Origin of the sequence: Haloarcula sp. Atlit-7R, from assembly GCF_003666065.1 — an archaeon.
GTDB classification, from domain to species: domain Archaea; phylum Halobacteriota; class Halobacteria; order Halobacteriales; family Haloarculaceae; genus Haloarcula; species Haloarcula taiwanensis.
The window spans coordinates 35790-51979 of record NZ_QXIK01000005.1 but is presented as its reverse complement, the minus strand read 5'-3'; the positions used below and the strand labels follow the sequence as shown (position 1 = coordinate 51979).

Here is a 16190-nt window from a genome sequence, read left to right as displayed (position 1 = left end):
GTTCAGATGTCGGACGGACTCTCCGGGACGACCGTGACTGGCACGTCGGCGGCGTCGATGACCGAAACCGCCGCGTCGCCGTCGCGGATTTTACCGGCTAGACCTTTCGGCTCGTGGCCCATGACGATATGTTGCACATCCACGTCAGCCGCGAGTTCGAGTAGTTCGTTGCCGACCCGCGTGCCCGAACGCATTGCAGACCGACCGACGTGTTCGATAGCGACCGTTGCCACGACATTGGTGTCGCGGAATCGGTCCCGCATCTCGTCCCGGAGTTGCATGGCCGTGCCGTCGGCGGTGTCTTCGTCGACGAGGTGGACGACGTACAGTTCCTCACCAAGTCCGTCTGCGAGTCGAACCGCCGTATCGATGACTGCCGGGGAGACTGAATCGTTGGCGATTGCAACGAGAATGGTCATACAGGACCCACGGCCTTCGCGTCCAAATCACTTTCTGCCAACCTAACAGGTTGGCTTACTCTGTCGCCTTCAGGTTGTGGACAGCGTCAACGTACTCGACCACCTCGGCAGTCGGTTGGATGGCCGAGAGAATCGCGTCGGCGTCCTTGTACGCCATCGGCGCTTCGTCCCGGACGCCTTCGATGACGGACTCCGAGTAGATGCCGTCCATCGCCGCGGCGAACTCGTCCATGTCGACCTCGCTGTGGGCCTGCCGACGGCTCATCACGCGACCCGCGCCGTGTGGTGCTGTCTGGTGGTACTCGTCGTTACCCTTCCCTCGTGCGATAATCGACCCGTCGGCCATGTTGAACGGGACCAGCAGCCGCTGGCCGTCGCGGGCCGGGGTCGCCCCCTTGCGGATGGTGAGGTCGCGGAAGTCGATGTAGTTGTGAATCGACTGAAAGCGGTCGACGGGGTCGATACCCAGCGCGTCACAGACGGCGTCGCTCATCAGGTCGCGGTTCCAGCGGGCATATTGCTGGGCGAACAGCATATCGACGAGGTAGCCGTGGGCCTCACGGCCTTCGAGCCAATCGAGGTCCGTGTTGCGGTCCTCGTCGTCGCTGCTGTGGATGGCGTCCTGCACCTGTCCCAGCGCGTCGAAGGCGTCTTCGATCTCGGAGCCGTCGAGTTCCCGGCGTAGCCGCTCTTTCCGGATGTATGACTCGCCCATGCCGCCGGTGACCCAGGCGTAGAGGTCCCGGGATTCGACGGTGTCCGGGTCGAACTTCAGGTACTCGACGTACTCCTCGGGAATCTGCTCGCGGATCTCGCCGATGGTCCGGCGGTCCGTCGCCGTCGACTGCCAGTATTCGGCGACGGACTTGCCGAGGTAGCGGGAGCCACTGTGGATGACCAGCCAGTAGTCGCCCGATTCGCGTGCCTGTCCGAACTCGATAAAGTGATTCCCGCCGCCCAGCGTCCCCGCGCTCTTGATGATATACCCCATGCCCTGGCGCTGGTCTGCCAGCACGCGGTCACACAGCGACTCGAAGTACTCCTCGTCGTAGCCGTCGAAGTCGAACTCCACAGGGTCGATGTGTTCGCCGAACCGCTCCGCGTAGGCTGCGTCGAACTGCTCGAAGACGCGGTTAGCCCGCTCGAACGGGAACTCCTCGACGAGGTGGACGGCGTCGTCGTAGTCTTGAACGTTTCGCCCCATCGGGACCGCCTCGCGGACGCGTCGCTCGCGCTCGGCGTCTTCCAGCGGGAGGTCCGGTCCGAGGTTTGTCGCGGCCATTCCACAGCCGACATCGACGCCGACGATGTTCGGGACGACACGGTCGCCCAGCGGCATGGTGAATCCGATAGGTGCGCCGGCTCCCCAGTGCGTGTCCGGCATGATCCGCACCGGTTCGGTGAACGCCGGGTGGTCGATGAGCGTCTCGATCTGCTCTCGACACCCGCTCTCGACGAGCGATTCGTCGTCGACCATCACCCGCGCCGTGGTGTGTTCGCCCGTCAGTTCGAGTACCATTGGTGTCATAGCGTAATCGCATGGAGGGTTTGAACCTCACGGTGGCCCGTAAGCGACTGGCACTCCGCCGAAGCAACAAAAACCCGAGGCCGAACAGGAGGTGACAGGCTAACCCGGTGATATATTCCTTCTCAGCCGCTGAGATGGGTTTTCACTCTGTGAGAACTCCCGTTCCCTTATATGCCACCGTAGTTCGGAATTCCACATGTGAGGTGACACAGATGTCCTATCAAGCGGCGAACCCCTTGGCAGACGAGTTCGAGTTCGAGCTCGGCGGGGCGTGGACCGCGTACTGGCTAGCGTTCCTGCGTGTCGTGACCGGCTGGTGGTTCTTCCACGCAGGCGTGACAAAGCTCATCGAGAACGGGCTGGCCTACACCTACGGGCCGACGTATCTCAAGCAGATGACTGGCACGGCACTCGGTCCGATCCCCGTGCTGATGGGCGAACACCTAGGCTGGTTCATTCAGGCGATGGTCCCGCTGGGCGAGACGCTCATTGGGCTCGGACTGATGGTCGGCGCGCTGGTCAGGCTCGCCTCCGTGTTCGGGGTCTTCTTCATGGCCCTGTTCTGGATCGGCAACGCGAGCTTCGGCCACGGGCTGGTCAACAGCGACTTCATGGGTCTGCTGCTGTTCATGACGATGATCGTGCTGGCGACTGGTCGCTACTACGGCCTTGACGCGATCATCGAGAGGACCAAACTGGTCAAACGAAACCCGAAACTGAGGTACCTGCTCGGTTAAGGAGGTGACCACCAATGCAACAACACACCACCGTCATCGACAAAGCGGCGATGGCACTCAGCGGCGGTCTGATGCTGCTGGGCGTCGTCGTCCTCGGCATCGTGGAGATACTGGCGGGTAAGCCCTACAGCGCGGCACCGCTGACGAACGAGGCGGGCGAGGTCATCGCGACTCCGATGGTCGATCCGACGCTCCGGACCGGGCTGGTCTTGGCCGGCATCCTGGTCCTGGCTCTGTACGGGCTCTACAAGCTCGTCGCCCCGATGAAGAATCAGACGGCCACGGCACAGCAGGAAATCACGGCAGACTGAGCGGTTCTCGTTTTCGCTGTTTTGACTCGGTGTGTCGATACTGTTTACAGAAGTGATAGTGGGTGCCGCACCACCCCACCGATTCCCCACTAACAACGTATTTACTGTGGCCATATTAATCAAGTGGGGTAGTTTCGTATTCTGATAGAGCCCACCACAACGCTCATCTCTGTGGTGGTGTTGAAATGTATATGCCTTCGCTGGTGGTTCACTACGCCTTCGTGGGGTTACTCGCTGCAACGCTGCTTGGCGCTGCATTCGATAAGCGGTCGCTGCTACTGTCGATACTCGTCGTCACGTTCCCCGACGTTGACGCGTTTATCGGGCTCTACTGGCAGGCCGGCCACCGGGCCGCGACGACGAACCTCGTTATCCCGGCGGTGCTGGCACTCCTTATCGGAGTCGACCTGTACGTGCGTGACAAATCGTATATCAGGAGCCGCTGGGGGGCTTACGGTGTTCGGGTCAGTTGGTTCTGTGTCGTGGTATATGTGGTCGGGCACGTACTGCTAGACCTGATTACGGGCGGTGCAAACCTCTTCTGGCCGCTGTACGACCAGTTCTATCAACTCAGCGGTCACCTAGAACTGTCGAGCCAGCGCGGCATCGTCCAGACGTTCGTCGAACTGCCCGAACCGCGCGCTCAGACGCCCGGCGGCACCGGCACGGGGGGCAGCGGTGGGTCGACCACACAGTCGATGGGCAACTCCAGCGAGGTCCAGATGAGCACCGGCATCGACCCCAACCCGGGACAGCCGGAACCCGAGGCCGTCGACCGCGTGTTCCCCATCGCCCGGAGCGGCTGGGAGCTGGTCATCCTCGTTGTCGGGACGCTCGCCACCGCCGCTCGTCTCCGCTTCGGCCACGACCTCTCGGACGAGTGATAGAGCGTCGGTCGGCACCGAGGCGCGTTCGCTTTCGAGTCCTTCATATACGCCGTGGCCAACCGGAGAACCATGGGCTTCGAGGTACGCCGACGACTCAGTGTCGCCGACACGGTGACGTTGTTTAACGCCGTCGTCGGGTTCGTCGCCGGAGCCATCGCCTTTACCGACCCGCATCTGGCCGCTCGCCTCATTCTGCTGGCGGTCATCGCTGACGCAATCGACGGCATCGTCGCCCGGAACGGCGACAGTTCGGCGGTCGGCCCGCTGCTCGACTCGGTGACCGATGTAGTTTCGTTCGGTGCGACGCCGAGTCTCTTTCTGTACGTGCTGTTGACAGACGCCTACGGCGGTATCGAAGGTGCACACCCGGCCGTGTTCGTCGGTCTCGCGTTGCTCGCCTCCGCGTACGTTGTCTGTTCCATCGTCAGGACGGCGTTCTACTCGACGTACTTCGATTCTCCCGACCAGCGGCCGGGTATGCCGAACACGCTCGGGAGTATCATCATCGCGACGGCGTATCTGAGCGGTATCACGAACCCGCTCGTGTTGAGTATCGGCGCGCTCGCGCTCTCGCTTGCGATGATCGCGCCCTTTGACTACCCGAAGCCGGGACCAAAACACGCCATCCCGATGGGTGTTGTGCAGGCGGTCGCCGTCGTTGCGCCGGCGGCACTGTTCCGGGCCGGACCACGGGCGATGCTCGCCATCGCGCTGCTGTTTTTCGCGCTCGGTCCGTGGGTTTACCCCGGCGAGTAACCCTCGCCGGTCGCACTCCGCTCAGACCGCCTCCTCGATGAACTCCGTCAGAGTGTCGTTGAAGACCTCGGCTCGTTCGACCATCGCCAGGTGGGCAGCGTCGGGAACGAACGACACCTCGCCGTCGGGGATCTCGCTGGCCAGCGTCTCGTGATACGCTCGTGGGGTCAGTTTGTCGTGTTCGCCACAGACAGCCAGCACGGGCACATCAATCTCGCCCAGTCGGTCCCGCACGTCGAAGCCATGACAGGTCATGAAGTCGCGGCGGGTCACTGCCTGCCCGACTGCCTCCATCTGCTCGCGTGAGCGCGACACGGCCGCGTGATCGATGTCGTGGAACAGGCGGTCCCGTTCGTGCAGGAACTCGACAGCACGGTCCCAGTCGTCCGCAAGCCATTCTTGCAGCCCTTCGAACACCGGAAGTTCGGGGCCGGTCCCAAGCAACACAATCGCTTCGGGCGCCCAGTCTCGCTCCAGCGCGACCCACTGTGCAATGGCACCGCCAAGCGAGTTCCCGACCAGCACGTCCGCGTCTGTCTCCCGACCCACAGCGACTACGTCGTCCGCGTAGGCGTCGAGTGTCGTGGTCCCGGCCGCGGTGTCGATATCGTCCGACTCTCCGTGACCTGACATGTCAAGCGCGACAGCGGGGTGGGTTGGCCCGGACGGGGCGTACTGGCGGCCCCACACTCGGTGTGTCGCGCCGCTACCGTGGACATACAGCGCTGTCGGTCCTCCCCCAGCAGGCTGTGTCTGTCTGTACGCCGTGACTCGCCCGTGGTGACTGACCCGTTCCATGCGGTACCGTTCGGAAGCGGTGTGGATAAAAGATTGGCGCGCCCAGATACAGTGTGAACCGCATTCAATCAACTTCCAGTATTTTCCCGCAGTACAGCGCATTTCAGCGATAGGTTTATATACTAATCTCGCTTACTTTGAGTTAGCATGACTTCGGAACAGCAGTTGTTCGACGAGACGCCCCTCCGCCGATTCGAGTACGACGACAGCGTCGTGCTCGCGGCGGACGTGGGACCCGATGCCGACGCGAGTGTCGATGTGGTCGACGGGACCGTCATCGTCGTCGCTGACGGCCACCAGTACGAACAGGAACTCCCTGGTGACGACGCACGAGCGTTTATGAACCACGGGGTTCTCACTATCGAACTGTCAGAGCGCGAGGGAGATAACTGATGAGACTTACTGTCAAACCACTCAAACAGAAAGACGCCGGCCGAGGCCTCGCGGCTATCGACCGCGCCGCGATGGACGAACTCGACCTCGAGAACGGCGATTACATCGTTCTCGAGGGGAAACAGGACAGCCGCGCGGTCGCCCGCGTCTGGCCCGGCTACCCCGAGGACGAGGCGAAGGGCATCGTCCGTATCGACGGGCAGCTCCGACAGGAAGCCAACGTCGGTATTGACGACCACGTAAACATCGAGAAAGCCGATGTCAACCCCGCGACCTCGGTCACCGTCGCGCTACCCCAGAACCTCCGGGTCCGGGGCAACGTCGGGCCGATGATTCGCAACAACCTCAGCGGGCAGGCCGTCACGCAGGGCCAGACCGTCCCGGTGAGCTTCGGCCTCGGCCCGCTCTCCTCGATGTCCGGACAGAAGATTCCCCTGAAAATCGCGGAGACCGAACCCTCCGGCACGGTCGTCGTGACCGACTCCACGGACATCCAGGTCAGCGAGATGCCCGCCGAGCAGGTCCACAGCGGCGAGGGCGCGCCCGAAGCGAGCGACACGCCCGACGTGACCTACGAGGACATCGGCGGCCTCGACCGCGAACTCGAACAAGTACGGGAAATGATCGAGCTGCCGATGCGCCACCCCGAGCTGTTCCAGCAGCTCGGCATCGAGCCGCCGAAGGGCGTCCTCCTGCACGGCCCGCCCGGCACCGGGAAGACGCTGATGGCCAAGGCCGTCGCCAACGAAATCGACGCGTACTTTACCACCATCTCCGGCCCGGAGATAATGTCGAAGTACTACGGCGAGAGCGAGGAGCAGCTCCGCGAGGTGTTCGACGAGGCCTCCGAGAACTCCCCCGCCATCGTCTTCATCGACGAAATCGACTCCATCGCGCCCAAGCGCGGCGAGACCCAGGGCGACGTGGAACGCCGCGTGGTCGCCCAGCTACTCTCGCTGATGGACGGGCTCGAAGAGCGCGGACAGGTCATCGTTATCGGCGCGACGAACCGCGTCGACGCTATCGACCCGGCGCTGCGCCGCGGCGGCCGCTTCGACCGCGAAATCGAAATCGGCGTCCCGGACAAGGAGGGCCGCAAGGAAATCCTGCAGGTCCACACCCGCGGGATGCCCCTCTCCGAGGAAATCAACATCGAAAACTACGCCGAGAACACCCACGGCTTCGTCGGCGCTGACCTCGCCTCCCTCACCAAAGAGAGTGCGATGAACGCCCTCCGGCGCATCCGCCCGGAACTCGACCTCGAATCCGACGAGATTGACGCCGAGGTGCTCGAACGTCTAGAGATTGAGGACGAGGACTTCCGCGAGGCGATGAAGGGCATCGAGCCCTCCGCGCTCCGGGAGGTCTTCGTCGAAGTCCCTGATGTCACCTGGGACTCCGTCGGCGGCCTCGAAGACACCAAGGAACGACTCCGGGAGACTATCCAGTGGCCGCTCGAGTACGAAGACGTGTTCGAGTCGATGGATCTGGAAGCCGCCAAGGGCGTGCTGATGTACGGCCCGCCCGGCACCGGGAAGACCCTCCTCGCGAAGGCAGTCGCCAACGAGGCCCAGTCGAACTTCATCTCCGTGAAGGGGCCGGAGCTGCTGAACAAGTTCGTCGGCGAGTCCGAGAAGGGCGTCCGCGAAGTGTTCAGCAAGGCCCGCGAGAACGCCCCAACCGTGGTGTTCTTCGACGAAATCGACTCCATCGCCAGCGAACGGGGCGGCGGCACGACCGACTCCGGCGTCGGCGAACGCGTCGTCTCCCAGCTGCTGACGGAACTGGACGGCATCGAGGACATGGAGAACGTCGTGGTCGTCGCGACCACGAACCGCCCGGACCTCATCGACGACGCGCTCCTGCGCCCCGGTCGGCTGGACCGGCACGTCCACGTGCCCGTCCCCGACGAGGACGCCCGCCGCGCCATCTTCGAGGTCCACACCCGGAACAAGCCCCTGGCCGACGGCGTCGACCTTGACGCACTGGCCAGCCGAACGGATGGCTACGTCGGCGCAGACATCGAAGCGGTCGCCCGCGAGGCGTCGATGGCCGCGACCCGGGAGTTCATCAACAGCGTGGACCCCGAGGAAATCGGTGACAGCGTCAGCAACGTCCGCGTGACAATGGACCACTTCGAGCACGCGCTTGAGGAGGTCGGCCCCAGCGTCACCGAGGAGACCCGCGAGCGCTACGACGAGATCGAACAGCGCTTCGACCGGGCCGAACCCGGCGTCACCGAAGAGAGCACGGCCAGCCGCACCTTCCAATAGGGACGGGCGACACACCAGCGCTGATTTTCCGCAGTTGAGGGTCGATTTTCGTTGCGTTAATGATCGTCAAGCCTGTCGAGCGTGATTTCGAGACATTCGTAGGCTTCCTTTGTCGCACCGGCCCCGCCGACAGTGACCGGTCCTGAATCGGCGTCGATGGTGAGCGACCGTTCCGCCGGGTTCTTGCTCGATGCGGGATAGACGAGGCTCTGCCGGGCATTTATTACGGGTCCTGATATCGTTGTCTCAGTTCGGTCCGTCGTCGAAAGGACCCGAGCGCGAGCAGTGATCGGCGTCCCTTCCCGTAGCGCCAGTGCCGCCATGAGTACTGCAAATTGAAACGCGGAGAACGTCCGCGGGAACGCACACATGTCGGCGACGTAGCATTCCGTTCCCATCAGCCAGTGACTGCCGAGAAACATCGTGAACTCGTCATGTGCGAGGTTCTCGTTGTCGAATGTAGTCGCCTGATGCTCTGCCATCGAGTCAGTCAGCAGTCCGGAATGCCCAGTGAGCCCGCGCTGCATATCGGCGGTCACAAGCAGCGGGGTAATGCCGCTCTCGATTGTCCGGACCGCCGTCGCGATGTCCTCATATGCGGGCGTCGATGCTGTCTCATCGCCGTGGACAAGTAACAATACCAGTACATCCCGCTCGATAGCGGCGCTGAGTTGCGGCATAAACGCAGAGAGGGCCGATTTCGGGAGCGCAATCGTGAGATTCTCATCGGCACTTTCAATAAGTGATTGCATCGCACTGATGACTGACGACTGGGTCCGGTGGATTTCCAGTCCCGATTGTCCCATCAGCATAGAATTCGGTGCTACGTGTATAAATCGTCCCCTGTATTGGGAGCGAGCGGCGCTGAGACGGGAACCGTCATCAGCAGAGAGAGGTCTGGTGTAACTTCTTTATGTGTGTGTCTCCTCGGAAGGGTGATGAAGTCACAGCCCACCGTCCTGTTCGTCCGCAGTCCAAGTCAGGACAGGGCCGCGATTTCCATGCTCCGGGACAGTGGCCTCACCGTCAACGAGTTCGACGGGGTTCGTGATCTGGAGTGTGCGCTCGGAGACTACGACACGGACTGCGTCGTCACGAACTGCGAAGTGGAGAACGTGGACGGGACACAGTATCTCGGTGGACTGACCGTGATCGAACGGCTGCGGGAGAGCCACCCCGAACTCCCGGTTGTCCTCTTTGCCGAAGTGACAAACGGCGACATCGCCCGCGAAGCCTACAGCCGCGACGTGTTCGGCTACATTCCGAGTACAGTAAGCGATGCCCACCAGCGACTTCTGGCACAGGTCGATGCCGCTGTCGCTTCCAGTCCGGCCCGGCAGCGGGCGAACAAGCGAAAACAGCTCAACGAGGCTGTCCGGCTGGTCAATCAGGCGCTCGTCCGCTCACAGTCGCGGATGGATATCGAACGCGATGTCACGGCGGTTCTGGCAGGCACAACCAGATACACTGAGGCCTGTACGGTGACCTGTCAGTACGACAGGCCGGTCGTTCGAGCGCTGGGGTCACAGCGTGACCACGTTTCTATTACCGCACCGGACCCGTTGCGCCGCGCTGAGTCAGAAAACCGACTGGTCGTTGCAGACATCGACCACGCAACGGTCGCAGACGACACAGAGGCACTGGAGACGGACTGCACCCGAATTCTTGCGGTCCCACTGGTGTACGGCGGGGATTCGTACGGTGTCCTCGGAGTCTACGCCGACAGTGTCGACACCTTCGACGCGGAAGAACAGGATACGTTCAGGGAGGTCGGGCACAACATCGCGCTGGCTATCGACGCCAGCCAGACGAAAGACGCGCTCCGGCAGCGGACGACGGATCTGGAACAGCAGAAAGAGCGGCTCCGAGAGCTCGCACAGATTATCTCACACGAACTCCGGAACCCGCTTCAGGCGGCGATGGGTCGGGTCGAGCTGCTAGCCGCTGAACACGCCGCCGAGGAGTTCGACGCCATCCAGCGCAGCCACACCCGGATGTCGTTTCTCATCGACGATCTCATGGAGATCGCCCGAGAAGGCGGCAGACAGTACACCGTCGAGCCAGTCGCGCTCTCCGACGTGATGGCCGACGCTTGGACGACGGTCACCACCGATGGGTCGACCATCGAAATCGACTGTACCGAGACGATACTGGCCGATAGCAACCGCCTGCGTCAGCTTGCGGAAAACTTCTTTCGGCTCGCCACGGAGCAGGGTGACACCGGGAAGATAACGATCACCGACACGGCCGACGGATTCGCGCTTGAACACGACAGCATCCCGTTAGAGGTGGGACAGGAGGGACCGTTTGAGCTCTATTACGCTTCCAGTGACGAGGGTGGCGGACTCCATCTCGCCGTGATCCGAGAAATCGCACAGGGCCACGGGTGGGAAATCGCCCTCTCCAACGACCCGACGGGACGGGTCCGGCTGCACGTGACCGGTGTTGAACGGCCGTCAGCGAAACCCACGTAGCGACCCGGCCTCGCCGTACGTGACTCGAAACCGTATTTTGCATCCAGTCCGGAGTTGTGGTATGGATCTTCAGGCTCGGTATCGCGTGCCAGCACTCACTGGCCTGTTGACGGTCGTGTCGCTCGCGCTCGTGTTTGGGGCCGTTCTCGGGGCGATTCCCCGGTCGGCTCTCCCCGCTGCGCCCGCGAGCGTGCTCGGGGCAATCCCTCACGCCAACGCTGTGGTCAGTGCCCTCGCTATCGGCACAATCGTCGGTGGCGTTCGAGCAATCCGTCGCGGCAACGTCGCGCGACACCGAAAGCTGATGCTCTCCTCGTTTGGCCTGTTCGCCCTGTTTCTCGTGCTGTATCTCTATCGGATAACGCTCGAAGGGCCAACGGACTTCACCGGTCCGTCGGTCGTCGAGATGTACTTCTACCTGCCGTTTCTCGCCGTCCACATCCTGCTTGCCATCATCGCTATCCCGGCGGTGTACTACGTCCTGCTGCTGGCCTACACGTACCCTGTCTCGGAACTGCCGTCGACGAACCACCCGCGGGCCGGAAAGCTGGCCGCGGGGCTGTGGCTGATCTCGTTCTCGATGGGTATCGCCGTCTACGCGATGCTGTACCTGATCTGGTGAGGTCTAGTCGCGCTCCGCTCGGAGCAGGCCGAACCACACCATGTCTCGCCACGCGCCGTCGAGATACCACTCCGCCCGGTGCGTGCCTTCTTTGCTGAATCCCAGTCGGTCGACCACTGCGACAGAACGGTCGTTCCCGCCAACAATCTTCGCCGACCACTTCCGGAGCGCCCGCTGGTCGAAGCCATACTGGACCAGCCTGCCCGCTGCCTCGGTGGCGTACCCCTGGCCCCAGGCATCCGGGTCGAGCCAGTAGGCCAGTTCGGCTATGCCCCGCTCCGGGTCGTGGTCGGTCATGGCGACGAGTCCGACCGGTTCGGTTCGGTCCTCAACTGGGCCCGGACTTCCGTCCGGGTCGATACAGACCAGTAGATGGACCGAGTCCTCGTCGGACAGCGTCTCCTCGTAGTAGGTCTCCATCTGGTCGGTGGTCGGCGGGCGGGCGTACGTCCCCAGCCCCCAGACCTTCTCGTCGTGAAACACGCGCTGTATCCAGTCGAGGTCATCCCGCTCCGGGGACCGAAGGGCGGTTCGGTCAGTTGCGAGGAAGGACGGCCCTGGCATGCGTGAGTCCTTGCTCGGACTGCGCAAAAATGTGGTGCCAGTCTGCACCGACGACGCTAGTCGTCAGCCGGCCTCGATTGCGTCCCGATATCGGGGCGGGCAACGTCGCGGTCCGTCGCCTCGCCTTCGATGTCGTAGGGGTATTCGCCGGTGACACAGCCGAGACAGAGGTCAGTTTGGCTCTTGTCCAGCGTCTCTGCGATGGCGTCGATGGAGAGATACGACAGCGAGTCCGCCTCGATTTCGCTGCGGATCTCGTCGACGGACTGGTTCCCGGCGATGAGTTCGTCCCGGGAGGCCATGTCGATGCCCATGTAACAGGGCGCGACGATGGGCGGCGCCCCGATGCGGACGTGGACCTCCTCGGCCCCGGCGTCTTTCAGCAACTGGATCAGTTGCGTCGAGGTGGTCCCACGGACGATAGAGTCGTCGATGATGGTGACGCTTTTGCCCTCGATAGTCGACTTGATGGGGTTGAGCTTCAGCCGGACGGCCCGCTCGCGCTCGTCCTGGGTCGGCATGATGAACGTGCGGCCGACGTACCGGTTTTTCATCAGCCCTTCAGCGAATTCGATGTCCGAACCGTCGTCCTGTGCGGCTTCGGCGTATCCGGAGGCGAACGCACGTCCGGAGTCAGGCACCGGCAACACCACGTCCGAGTCGACGCCGGACTCTTCCCAGAGTTTCCGGCCTAGTTCGCGCCGGACCTCGTAGACGAGGTTCTCGTCGATGGTCGAGTCCGGTCGCGCGAAGTAGACGTGTTCGAAGAAACAGTGGGCCGTGTTCTCGGGCTGGATTAGCTGGTACGTGTCGTAGCCGGTCCCGTCGGCGTGCAGGACGACGAGCTCGCCGGGCTTGACATCCCGGATCAGTTCGCCGTCGAGCGTGTCGATGGCGGCCGACTCGGAGGCGAGGACGTAGCCGTCCTCGAGTTCGCCGATACACAGCGGCCGGTTGCCCTGCGGGTCGCGCACACCGAGCACCGTCTCGTCGTGCATGATGGTCAGTGAGTACGACCCGTGGATACGGTTCATCGTCCGCTTGACGGCCCGGACCAGGTCCTCCTCCAAGAGATTACGCGCGAGGTCGTGGGCGATGACCTCGGTGTCGCCGTCGGACGTGAAGGCGTGGCCGAGGTCGGCCAGTTCGTCGCCGATTTCGTCGGCGTTGACAAGGTTCCCGTTGTGCGAGAGGCCCAGCGACCCCGACTTGAACGAAACGGAGAACGGCTGGGCACAGCAGGCGTTGACGCTCCCGGCGGTCGGGTATCGGACGTGGCCGATACCGTTCGGGCCGTTGAGCGCCTCCAGATCACCGGGGTCGAAGGCGTCACCGACGAGTCCCATTTCGACGTGGCTGTACTGCTGGAACCCGTCGTGGGTGACGATGCCGGCCGATTCTTGGCCGCGGTGCTGAAGCGCGTACAAGGAGTAGTAAAGCGGTCGGGCGGCGTCACGGTCCTCCAAAGAGATGCCAACAACGCCGCACTTCTCGTGCATTTGTGTTGAGTGTGTTATTCGCCCGCTTTCGACTGCCACTCGTAGTCACGCCGCTTGGCCGACTTGCCGAAACCGCACGACGAGCAGACCTTCTTTTTCGTGTGATACGACTTTTCACCACACCGTCGGCACTTCGTGTGCGTCGTGGTGTTTTTCTTGCCCTGACTCGGAGTTCCTGCGCCAGTCATGGAGTAATTGAGACGACGTTATCGCCGCGTATAATCGTTGTGTCTTCATCCTCAACGACGAGGTTCATGTGTTGGTCGTAGCCGGTGAGTTCCCCCTCGAACAGCTCGCCACCCTTCAGCTGTACGGTGACTGTCTCACCGAGGGACGCTTCGAGTACATCCAGCGGTCGTCCACTCATGTACGGTTTGGATAGTGATGGCCGCTTAAACGTACCGTTTGCGCGATGGCACTCCCACCACGGTTCCGATATCCTAGACCTCGACGCTAAACGGCGCTCGGTCGGCCGCTCGGACGGCGAAACCAGCCAGCAGGTCCGCGAGCGCGTCGAGGTCGTCGGGGTCGATAACCTCGACCGGCGTGTGCATATAGCGGTTCGGCAGGCCGACGTTGACCGACGGAATTCCACCCCGCGAGGTGTAGAAGGCGTCCGCGTCGGTCCCGGTCCGGATGCCCGTCGCCTGCAACTGAATGTCGATGTCCTCCTCTTTGCCGGTCTCCCGGAGTGCGTCGACCGCGACCGGATGGTTCGCGCTCCCGCGAGCGACGACCGGTCCTTCGCCGAGTTCCACACCCGTCGCGGCCTTGCCGGGCGAGCCCGGTGCGTCCGTCGCGTGAGTCACGTCAGCGGCGATGGCAACGTCAGGCGCGAGGTCGAACCCGACCATCTTTGCGCCCTGCACGCCGACCTCCTCTTGTACTGTCGAGACCGCGTAAACCGTCGCGTCCACATCCGACTCTGCCGCACGGCGAAGGCCCTCAGCGGCCGCCCAGATACCGATGCGGTTGTCCATCCCCCGGGCCGCCAGCCGGCCGTTCTCCAGTTCGCTCAGCGTCTGGACGAACGTCACCGGGTCGCCACGGTCGACGAGCGATTCCACTTCGTCGCCGTCCGCTGCACCCACGTCCACGTGCTGTTCGGCGATCTCCGGCACGGAGTCGTCATCCGAGTCCCGGAGGTGAATCGCGGTCTGTCTGACGACGCCCGAGACGGGACCGTCGGCCGTGTGAATGGTGACGTGTTGCCCGCGCGAGACAGTCTTGTCTGAGCCGCCAATGCGGCCCAGTTTGACGAAGCCGTCGTCGGTGAAGTCCCGAACAATGAAGCCGATCTCGTCCCCGTGGCCCGCGAGGGCGACGGTCGTGTCGCCGCCCTCGACTTTCGCGACGGCGTTCCCGTAGTCGTCCGTTCGAACCTCGTCAGCGAACTCGCTGACGTAGTCGAGCCACACCCGCTGGCTGTCGGCCTCGTATCCAGACGGACCGGGCGTTGTCAGAAGGGATTCGAGAAACTCTCGTCGTCGTGTGTCCATAGGCGGCATAGATCCCCCGTAGTCATGAAAACAGCGGACTGCACACGGATGGGACCGGCCGTCGTAGCCCGGTACCGCCACGGCTAAGAGCCGCGGCGTCGAACTGTCACTATGGCAGAATTCACCTTCCTGGAAGTACATCTCGACGGTGCGGAGTTCACTGCGAACGCTCCGTTCAGCGCTGGTGACGATGACGACGGCTCAGACAGCACGTCGTCGTGGTCGCGGACGGACAGATCACGCGACGAAACGGACGCAGAAGGCGGCAGTGGCCCCAGTGTCGCTCGCCTCGCACTCGCGGTACTCGGTGTCGTCGCAGTTGTCGCGCTCGTGCTGCGCCTGTACCTCGGCGGGTCCGATGACGGTGCTGCTAGCGATGGCGACCTGTAGCGGATAGGCCCCGCTCCCGAACCGGACGCGGGGAGTCGTTTTTACAGGGAGAAGGCCTATTTCCTCCCGCCACATTTCAGACGTATGGGATTATACCACAGTGTACAGGCTGTCGCCGGCGCGACCGGCGACGGCCCCATCGACTGGAGTGCTGTCGCCGACGCCGCAAAGGGGGCCACTGACACAGGCGACCTCACCGTCGAGAAGCCTGAACGCGACGGCTACGCCACCGACGTTCGGGACGCCAGAGACCGCGTTCGTGAGGTCGGTGAACTCGCCTTTGATCTGCCCGAGACTGTCGAAATCCAGAACCGTCACCACTGGATCGACGCCAACGTCGCGACGTTCAGTCGCGTGATGGAGCCGATTGAACAGCAGGCTGAGTACATCCCCGGCATCGCCCGCGTCGTCAATACCGGGTCGATGGCTGTTGCACTGTCGTTCCTGGGAAACAACGTTCTTGGCCAGTACGACCCCGTCCTGCTCGCAGACAACGACGCCCATGCGCTGTACTTCGTGCGCCCCAACATCAACCGGGTCGCCGATCAGTTGAACGTCGAGCGGGACCGCTTCCGCCGCTGGATCGCGTTCCACGAGGTCACCCACGCAGCGGAGTTCGGCGCGGCCCCGTGGCTGTCCGACCACCTCGAAACGGCGATGGAGGACGCCATCGACAACCTCACCGACGGCAACATCGACCGGACGACGCTCGGCGAACTCGATACGACGATGACCGCCGTCGAGGGGTACGCGGAACTGCTGATGGACCGTGCCTTCGACGACGAGTACGACGACCTGCGACGGAAAGTCGACGAGCGCCGACAGGGCCGTGGCCCCATCGCGTCGCTTATGCGACGACTGCTCGGTCTCGGGATGAAACGGCAGCAGTACGAACGCGGAAAGGCGTTTTTCGACGCAGTCGCAGACGCCCGCGGCGTCGCTGCGGCCGGGCGCGTCTGGGACTCGCCGGACACCCTTCCCACTGAAGACGAAATAGAGACGCCGACGCTGTGGATCGACCGCGTCGACCCCTGAAATAG

At 63.1% G+C, this 16190-nt stretch carries 19 protein-coding genes; 10 read left to right on the top strand and 9 right to left on the bottom strand.

The window, feature by feature from the left end:
* Window positions 1–2: 2 nt before the first annotated feature.
* A complete protein-coding gene (locus tag D3D01_RS12060; protein WP_101349993.1) occupies window positions 3–419 on the bottom strand; it encodes a universal stress protein in 417 nt (138 codons plus the stop codon).
* Window positions 420–474: 55 nt separating this feature from the next.
* The gene (locus tag D3D01_RS12055; RefSeq protein ID WP_121512349.1) at window positions 475–1938 is read right to left on the bottom strand and encodes an RtcB family protein; all 1464 of its coding nucleotides are present in this window, start codon (window positions 1936–1938) and stop codon (window positions 475–477) included.
* Between the two features lie 221 nt (window positions 1939–2159).
* Here D3D01_RS12055 and D3D01_RS12050 point away from each other — a divergent pair, with 221 nt between their 5' ends.
* From D3D01_RS12050 to D3D01_RS12035, 4 genes are all read left to right on the top strand, one after another.
* Window positions 2160–2684 (top strand): DoxX family membrane protein, encoded by a 525-nt coding sequence (locus tag D3D01_RS12050; protein WP_101351431.1) that lies wholly within the window; start codon window positions 2160–2162, stop codon window positions 2682–2684.
* 14 nt (window positions 2685–2698) lie between these two features.
* Entirely contained in the window at window positions 2699–2995 is a 297-nt protein-coding gene (locus D3D01_RS12045; RefSeq protein WP_121512348.1) for a hypothetical protein, read from the top strand.
* A gap of 191 nt (window positions 2996–3186) precedes the next feature.
* On the top strand, window positions 3187–3879 hold the full coding sequence (locus D3D01_RS12040) for a metal-dependent hydrolase (protein ID WP_121512490.1): 693 nt from the start codon (window positions 3187–3189) through the stop codon (window positions 3877–3879).
* 72 nt (window positions 3880–3951) lie between these two features.
* Complete coding sequence (locus tag D3D01_RS12035; RefSeq protein WP_101349996.1) at window positions 3952–4638, top strand: protein sorting system archaetidylserine synthase; 687 nt, start codon at window positions 3952–3954, stop codon at window positions 4636–4638.
* A 21-nt stretch (window positions 4639–4659) separates the two neighbouring features.
* Here the strand turns inward: D3D01_RS12035 and D3D01_RS12030 are convergent, their stop codons facing one another.
* Entirely contained in the window at window positions 4660–5436 is a 777-nt protein-coding gene (locus D3D01_RS12030; RefSeq protein ID WP_101349997.1) for an alpha/beta fold hydrolase, read from the bottom strand.
* Window positions 5437–5583: 147 nt separating this feature from the next.
* Between D3D01_RS12030 and D3D01_RS12025 the strand changes: the two genes are divergently transcribed.
* Window positions 5584–5829 (top strand): hypothetical protein, encoded by a 246-nt coding sequence (locus D3D01_RS12025; RefSeq protein WP_101349998.1) that lies wholly within the window; start codon window positions 5584–5586, stop codon window positions 5827–5829.
* The gene (locus D3D01_RS12020; protein WP_121512347.1) at window positions 5829–8102 is read left to right on the top strand and encodes a CDC48 family AAA ATPase; all 2274 of its coding nucleotides are present in this window, start codon (window positions 5829–5831) and stop codon (window positions 8100–8102) included. Before D3D01_RS12025 ends, D3D01_RS12020 begins: the two co-directional genes overlap by 1 nt.
* Before the next feature lie 56 nt (window positions 8103–8158).
* Here the strand turns inward: D3D01_RS12020 and D3D01_RS12015 are convergent, their stop codons facing one another.
* Complete coding sequence (locus D3D01_RS12015; RefSeq protein WP_121512489.1) at window positions 8159–8911, bottom strand: TrmB family transcriptional regulator sugar-binding domain-containing protein; 753 nt, start codon at window positions 8909–8911, stop codon at window positions 8159–8161.
* Between the two features lie 129 nt (window positions 8912–9040).
* Here D3D01_RS12015 and D3D01_RS12010 point away from each other — a divergent pair, with 129 nt between their 5' ends.
* Entirely contained in the window at window positions 9041–10576 is a 1536-nt protein-coding gene (locus D3D01_RS12010; protein WP_121512346.1) for a histidine kinase dimerization/phospho-acceptor domain-containing protein, read from the top strand.
* Between the two features lie 61 nt (window positions 10577–10637).
* Window positions 10638–11198, top strand: a complete 561-nt coding sequence (locus tag D3D01_RS12005) for a DUF420 domain-containing protein (RefSeq protein ID WP_121512345.1) — start codon at window positions 10638–10640, stop codon at window positions 11196–11198.
* Between the two features lie 3 nt (window positions 11199–11201).
* On the opposite strand, the gene D3D01_RS12000 is transcribed toward D3D01_RS12005, so the two are convergent.
* The 5 genes from D3D01_RS12000 to D3D01_RS11980 all read right to left on the bottom strand — a co-directional run bounded on the left by D3D01_RS12000 (window position 11202) and on the right by D3D01_RS11980 (window position 14760).
* Window positions 11202–11762 (bottom strand): GNAT family N-acetyltransferase, encoded by a 561-nt coding sequence (locus tag D3D01_RS12000; RefSeq protein ID WP_121512344.1) that lies wholly within the window; start codon window positions 11760–11762, stop codon window positions 11202–11204.
* Window positions 11763–11818: 56 nt separating this feature from the next.
* Entirely contained in the window at window positions 11819–13261 is a 1443-nt protein-coding gene (purF, locus tag D3D01_RS11995; RefSeq protein ID WP_121512343.1) for an amidophosphoribosyltransferase, read from the bottom strand.
* 14 nt (window positions 13262–13275) lie between these two features.
* A complete protein-coding gene (locus D3D01_RS11990; protein ID WP_004517916.1) occupies window positions 13276–13449 on the bottom strand; it encodes a 50S ribosomal protein L37e in 174 nt (57 codons plus the stop codon).
* Entirely contained in the window at window positions 13446–13628 is a 183-nt protein-coding gene (locus D3D01_RS11985; protein WP_004517917.1) for an LSM domain-containing protein, read from the bottom strand. The genes D3D01_RS11990 and D3D01_RS11985 overlap by 4 nt, the downstream gene beginning before the upstream one ends.
* A gap of 73 nt (window positions 13629–13701) precedes the next feature.
* Window positions 13702–14760, bottom strand: coding sequence for a M20/M25/M40 family metallo-hydrolase (locus tag D3D01_RS11980; RefSeq protein ID WP_121512342.1), 1059 nt, complete (start codon window positions 14758–14760; stop codon window positions 13702–13704).
* Window positions 14761–14871: 111 nt separating this feature from the next.
* Between D3D01_RS11980 and D3D01_RS11975 the strand changes: the two genes are divergently transcribed.
* Together D3D01_RS11975 and D3D01_RS11970 are read left to right on the top strand one after the other, a co-directional pair.
* Window positions 14872–15150, top strand: a complete 279-nt coding sequence (locus D3D01_RS11975) for a hypothetical protein (RefSeq protein WP_101350005.1) — start codon at window positions 14872–14874, stop codon at window positions 15148–15150.
* Window positions 15151–15234: 84 nt separating this feature from the next.
* The gene (locus D3D01_RS11970) at window positions 15235–16185 is read left to right on the top strand and encodes a zinc-dependent metalloprotease (protein WP_121512341.1); all 951 of its coding nucleotides are present in this window, start codon (window positions 15235–15237) and stop codon (window positions 16183–16185) included.
* The last annotated feature ends 5 nt before the right edge of the window (window positions 16186–16190 follow it).

Coding starts and splice junctions, on each gene's coding strand:
- D3D01_RS12060 (WP_101349993.1), bottom strand. CDS start 419: ATGACCATTCTCGTTGCAATCGCCAACGATTCAGTCTCCCCGGCAGTC.
- D3D01_RS12055 (WP_121512349.1), bottom strand. CDS start 1,938: ATGGTACTCGAACTGACGGGCGAACACACCACGGCGCGGGTGATGGTC.
- D3D01_RS12050 (WP_101351431.1), top strand. CDS start 2,160: ATGTCCTATCAAGCGGCGAACCCCTTGGCAGACGAGTTCGAGTTCGAG.
- D3D01_RS12045 (WP_121512348.1), top strand. CDS start 2,699: ATGCAACAACACACCACCGTCATCGACAAAGCGGCGATGGCACTCAGC.
- D3D01_RS12040 (WP_121512490.1), top strand. CDS start 3,187: ATGCCTTCGCTGGTGGTTCACTACGCCTTCGTGGGGTTACTCGCTGCA.
- D3D01_RS12035 (WP_101349996.1), top strand. CDS start 3,952: ATGGGCTTCGAGGTACGCCGACGACTCAGTGTCGCCGACACGGTGACG.
- D3D01_RS12030 (WP_101349997.1), bottom strand. CDS start 5,436: ATGGAACGGGTCAGTCACCACGGGCGAGTCACGGCGTACAGACAGACA.
- D3D01_RS12025 (WP_101349998.1), top strand. CDS start 5,584: ATGACTTCGGAACAGCAGTTGTTCGACGAGACGCCCCTCCGCCGATTC.
- D3D01_RS12020 (WP_121512347.1), top strand. CDS start 5,829: ATGAGACTTACTGTCAAACCACTCAAACAGAAAGACGCCGGCCGAGGC.
- D3D01_RS12010 (WP_121512346.1), top strand. CDS start 9,041: ATGAAGTCACAGCCCACCGTCCTGTTCGTCCGCAGTCCAAGTCAGGAC.
- D3D01_RS12005 (WP_121512345.1), top strand. CDS start 10,638: ATGGATCTTCAGGCTCGGTATCGCGTGCCAGCACTCACTGGCCTGTTG.
- D3D01_RS12000 (WP_121512344.1), bottom strand. CDS start 11,762: ATGCCAGGGCCGTCCTTCCTCGCAACTGACCGAACCGCCCTTCGGTCC.
- purF (WP_121512343.1), bottom strand. CDS start 13,261: ATGCACGAGAAGTGCGGCGTTGTTGGCATCTCTTTGGAGGACCGTGAC.
- D3D01_RS11990 (WP_004517916.1), bottom strand. CDS start 13,449: ATGACTGGCGCAGGAACTCCGAGTCAGGGCAAGAAAAACACCACGACG.
- D3D01_RS11985 (WP_004517917.1), bottom strand. CDS start 13,628: ATGAGTGGACGACCGCTGGATGTACTCGAAGCGTCCCTCGGTGAGACA.
- D3D01_RS11980 (WP_121512342.1), bottom strand. CDS start 14,760: ATGGACACACGACGACGAGAGTTTCTCGAATCCCTTCTGACAACGCCC.
- D3D01_RS11975 (WP_101350005.1), top strand. CDS start 14,872: ATGGCAGAATTCACCTTCCTGGAAGTACATCTCGACGGTGCGGAGTTC.
- D3D01_RS11970 (WP_121512341.1), top strand. CDS start 15,235: ATGGGATTATACCACAGTGTACAGGCTGTCGCCGGCGCGACCGGCGAC.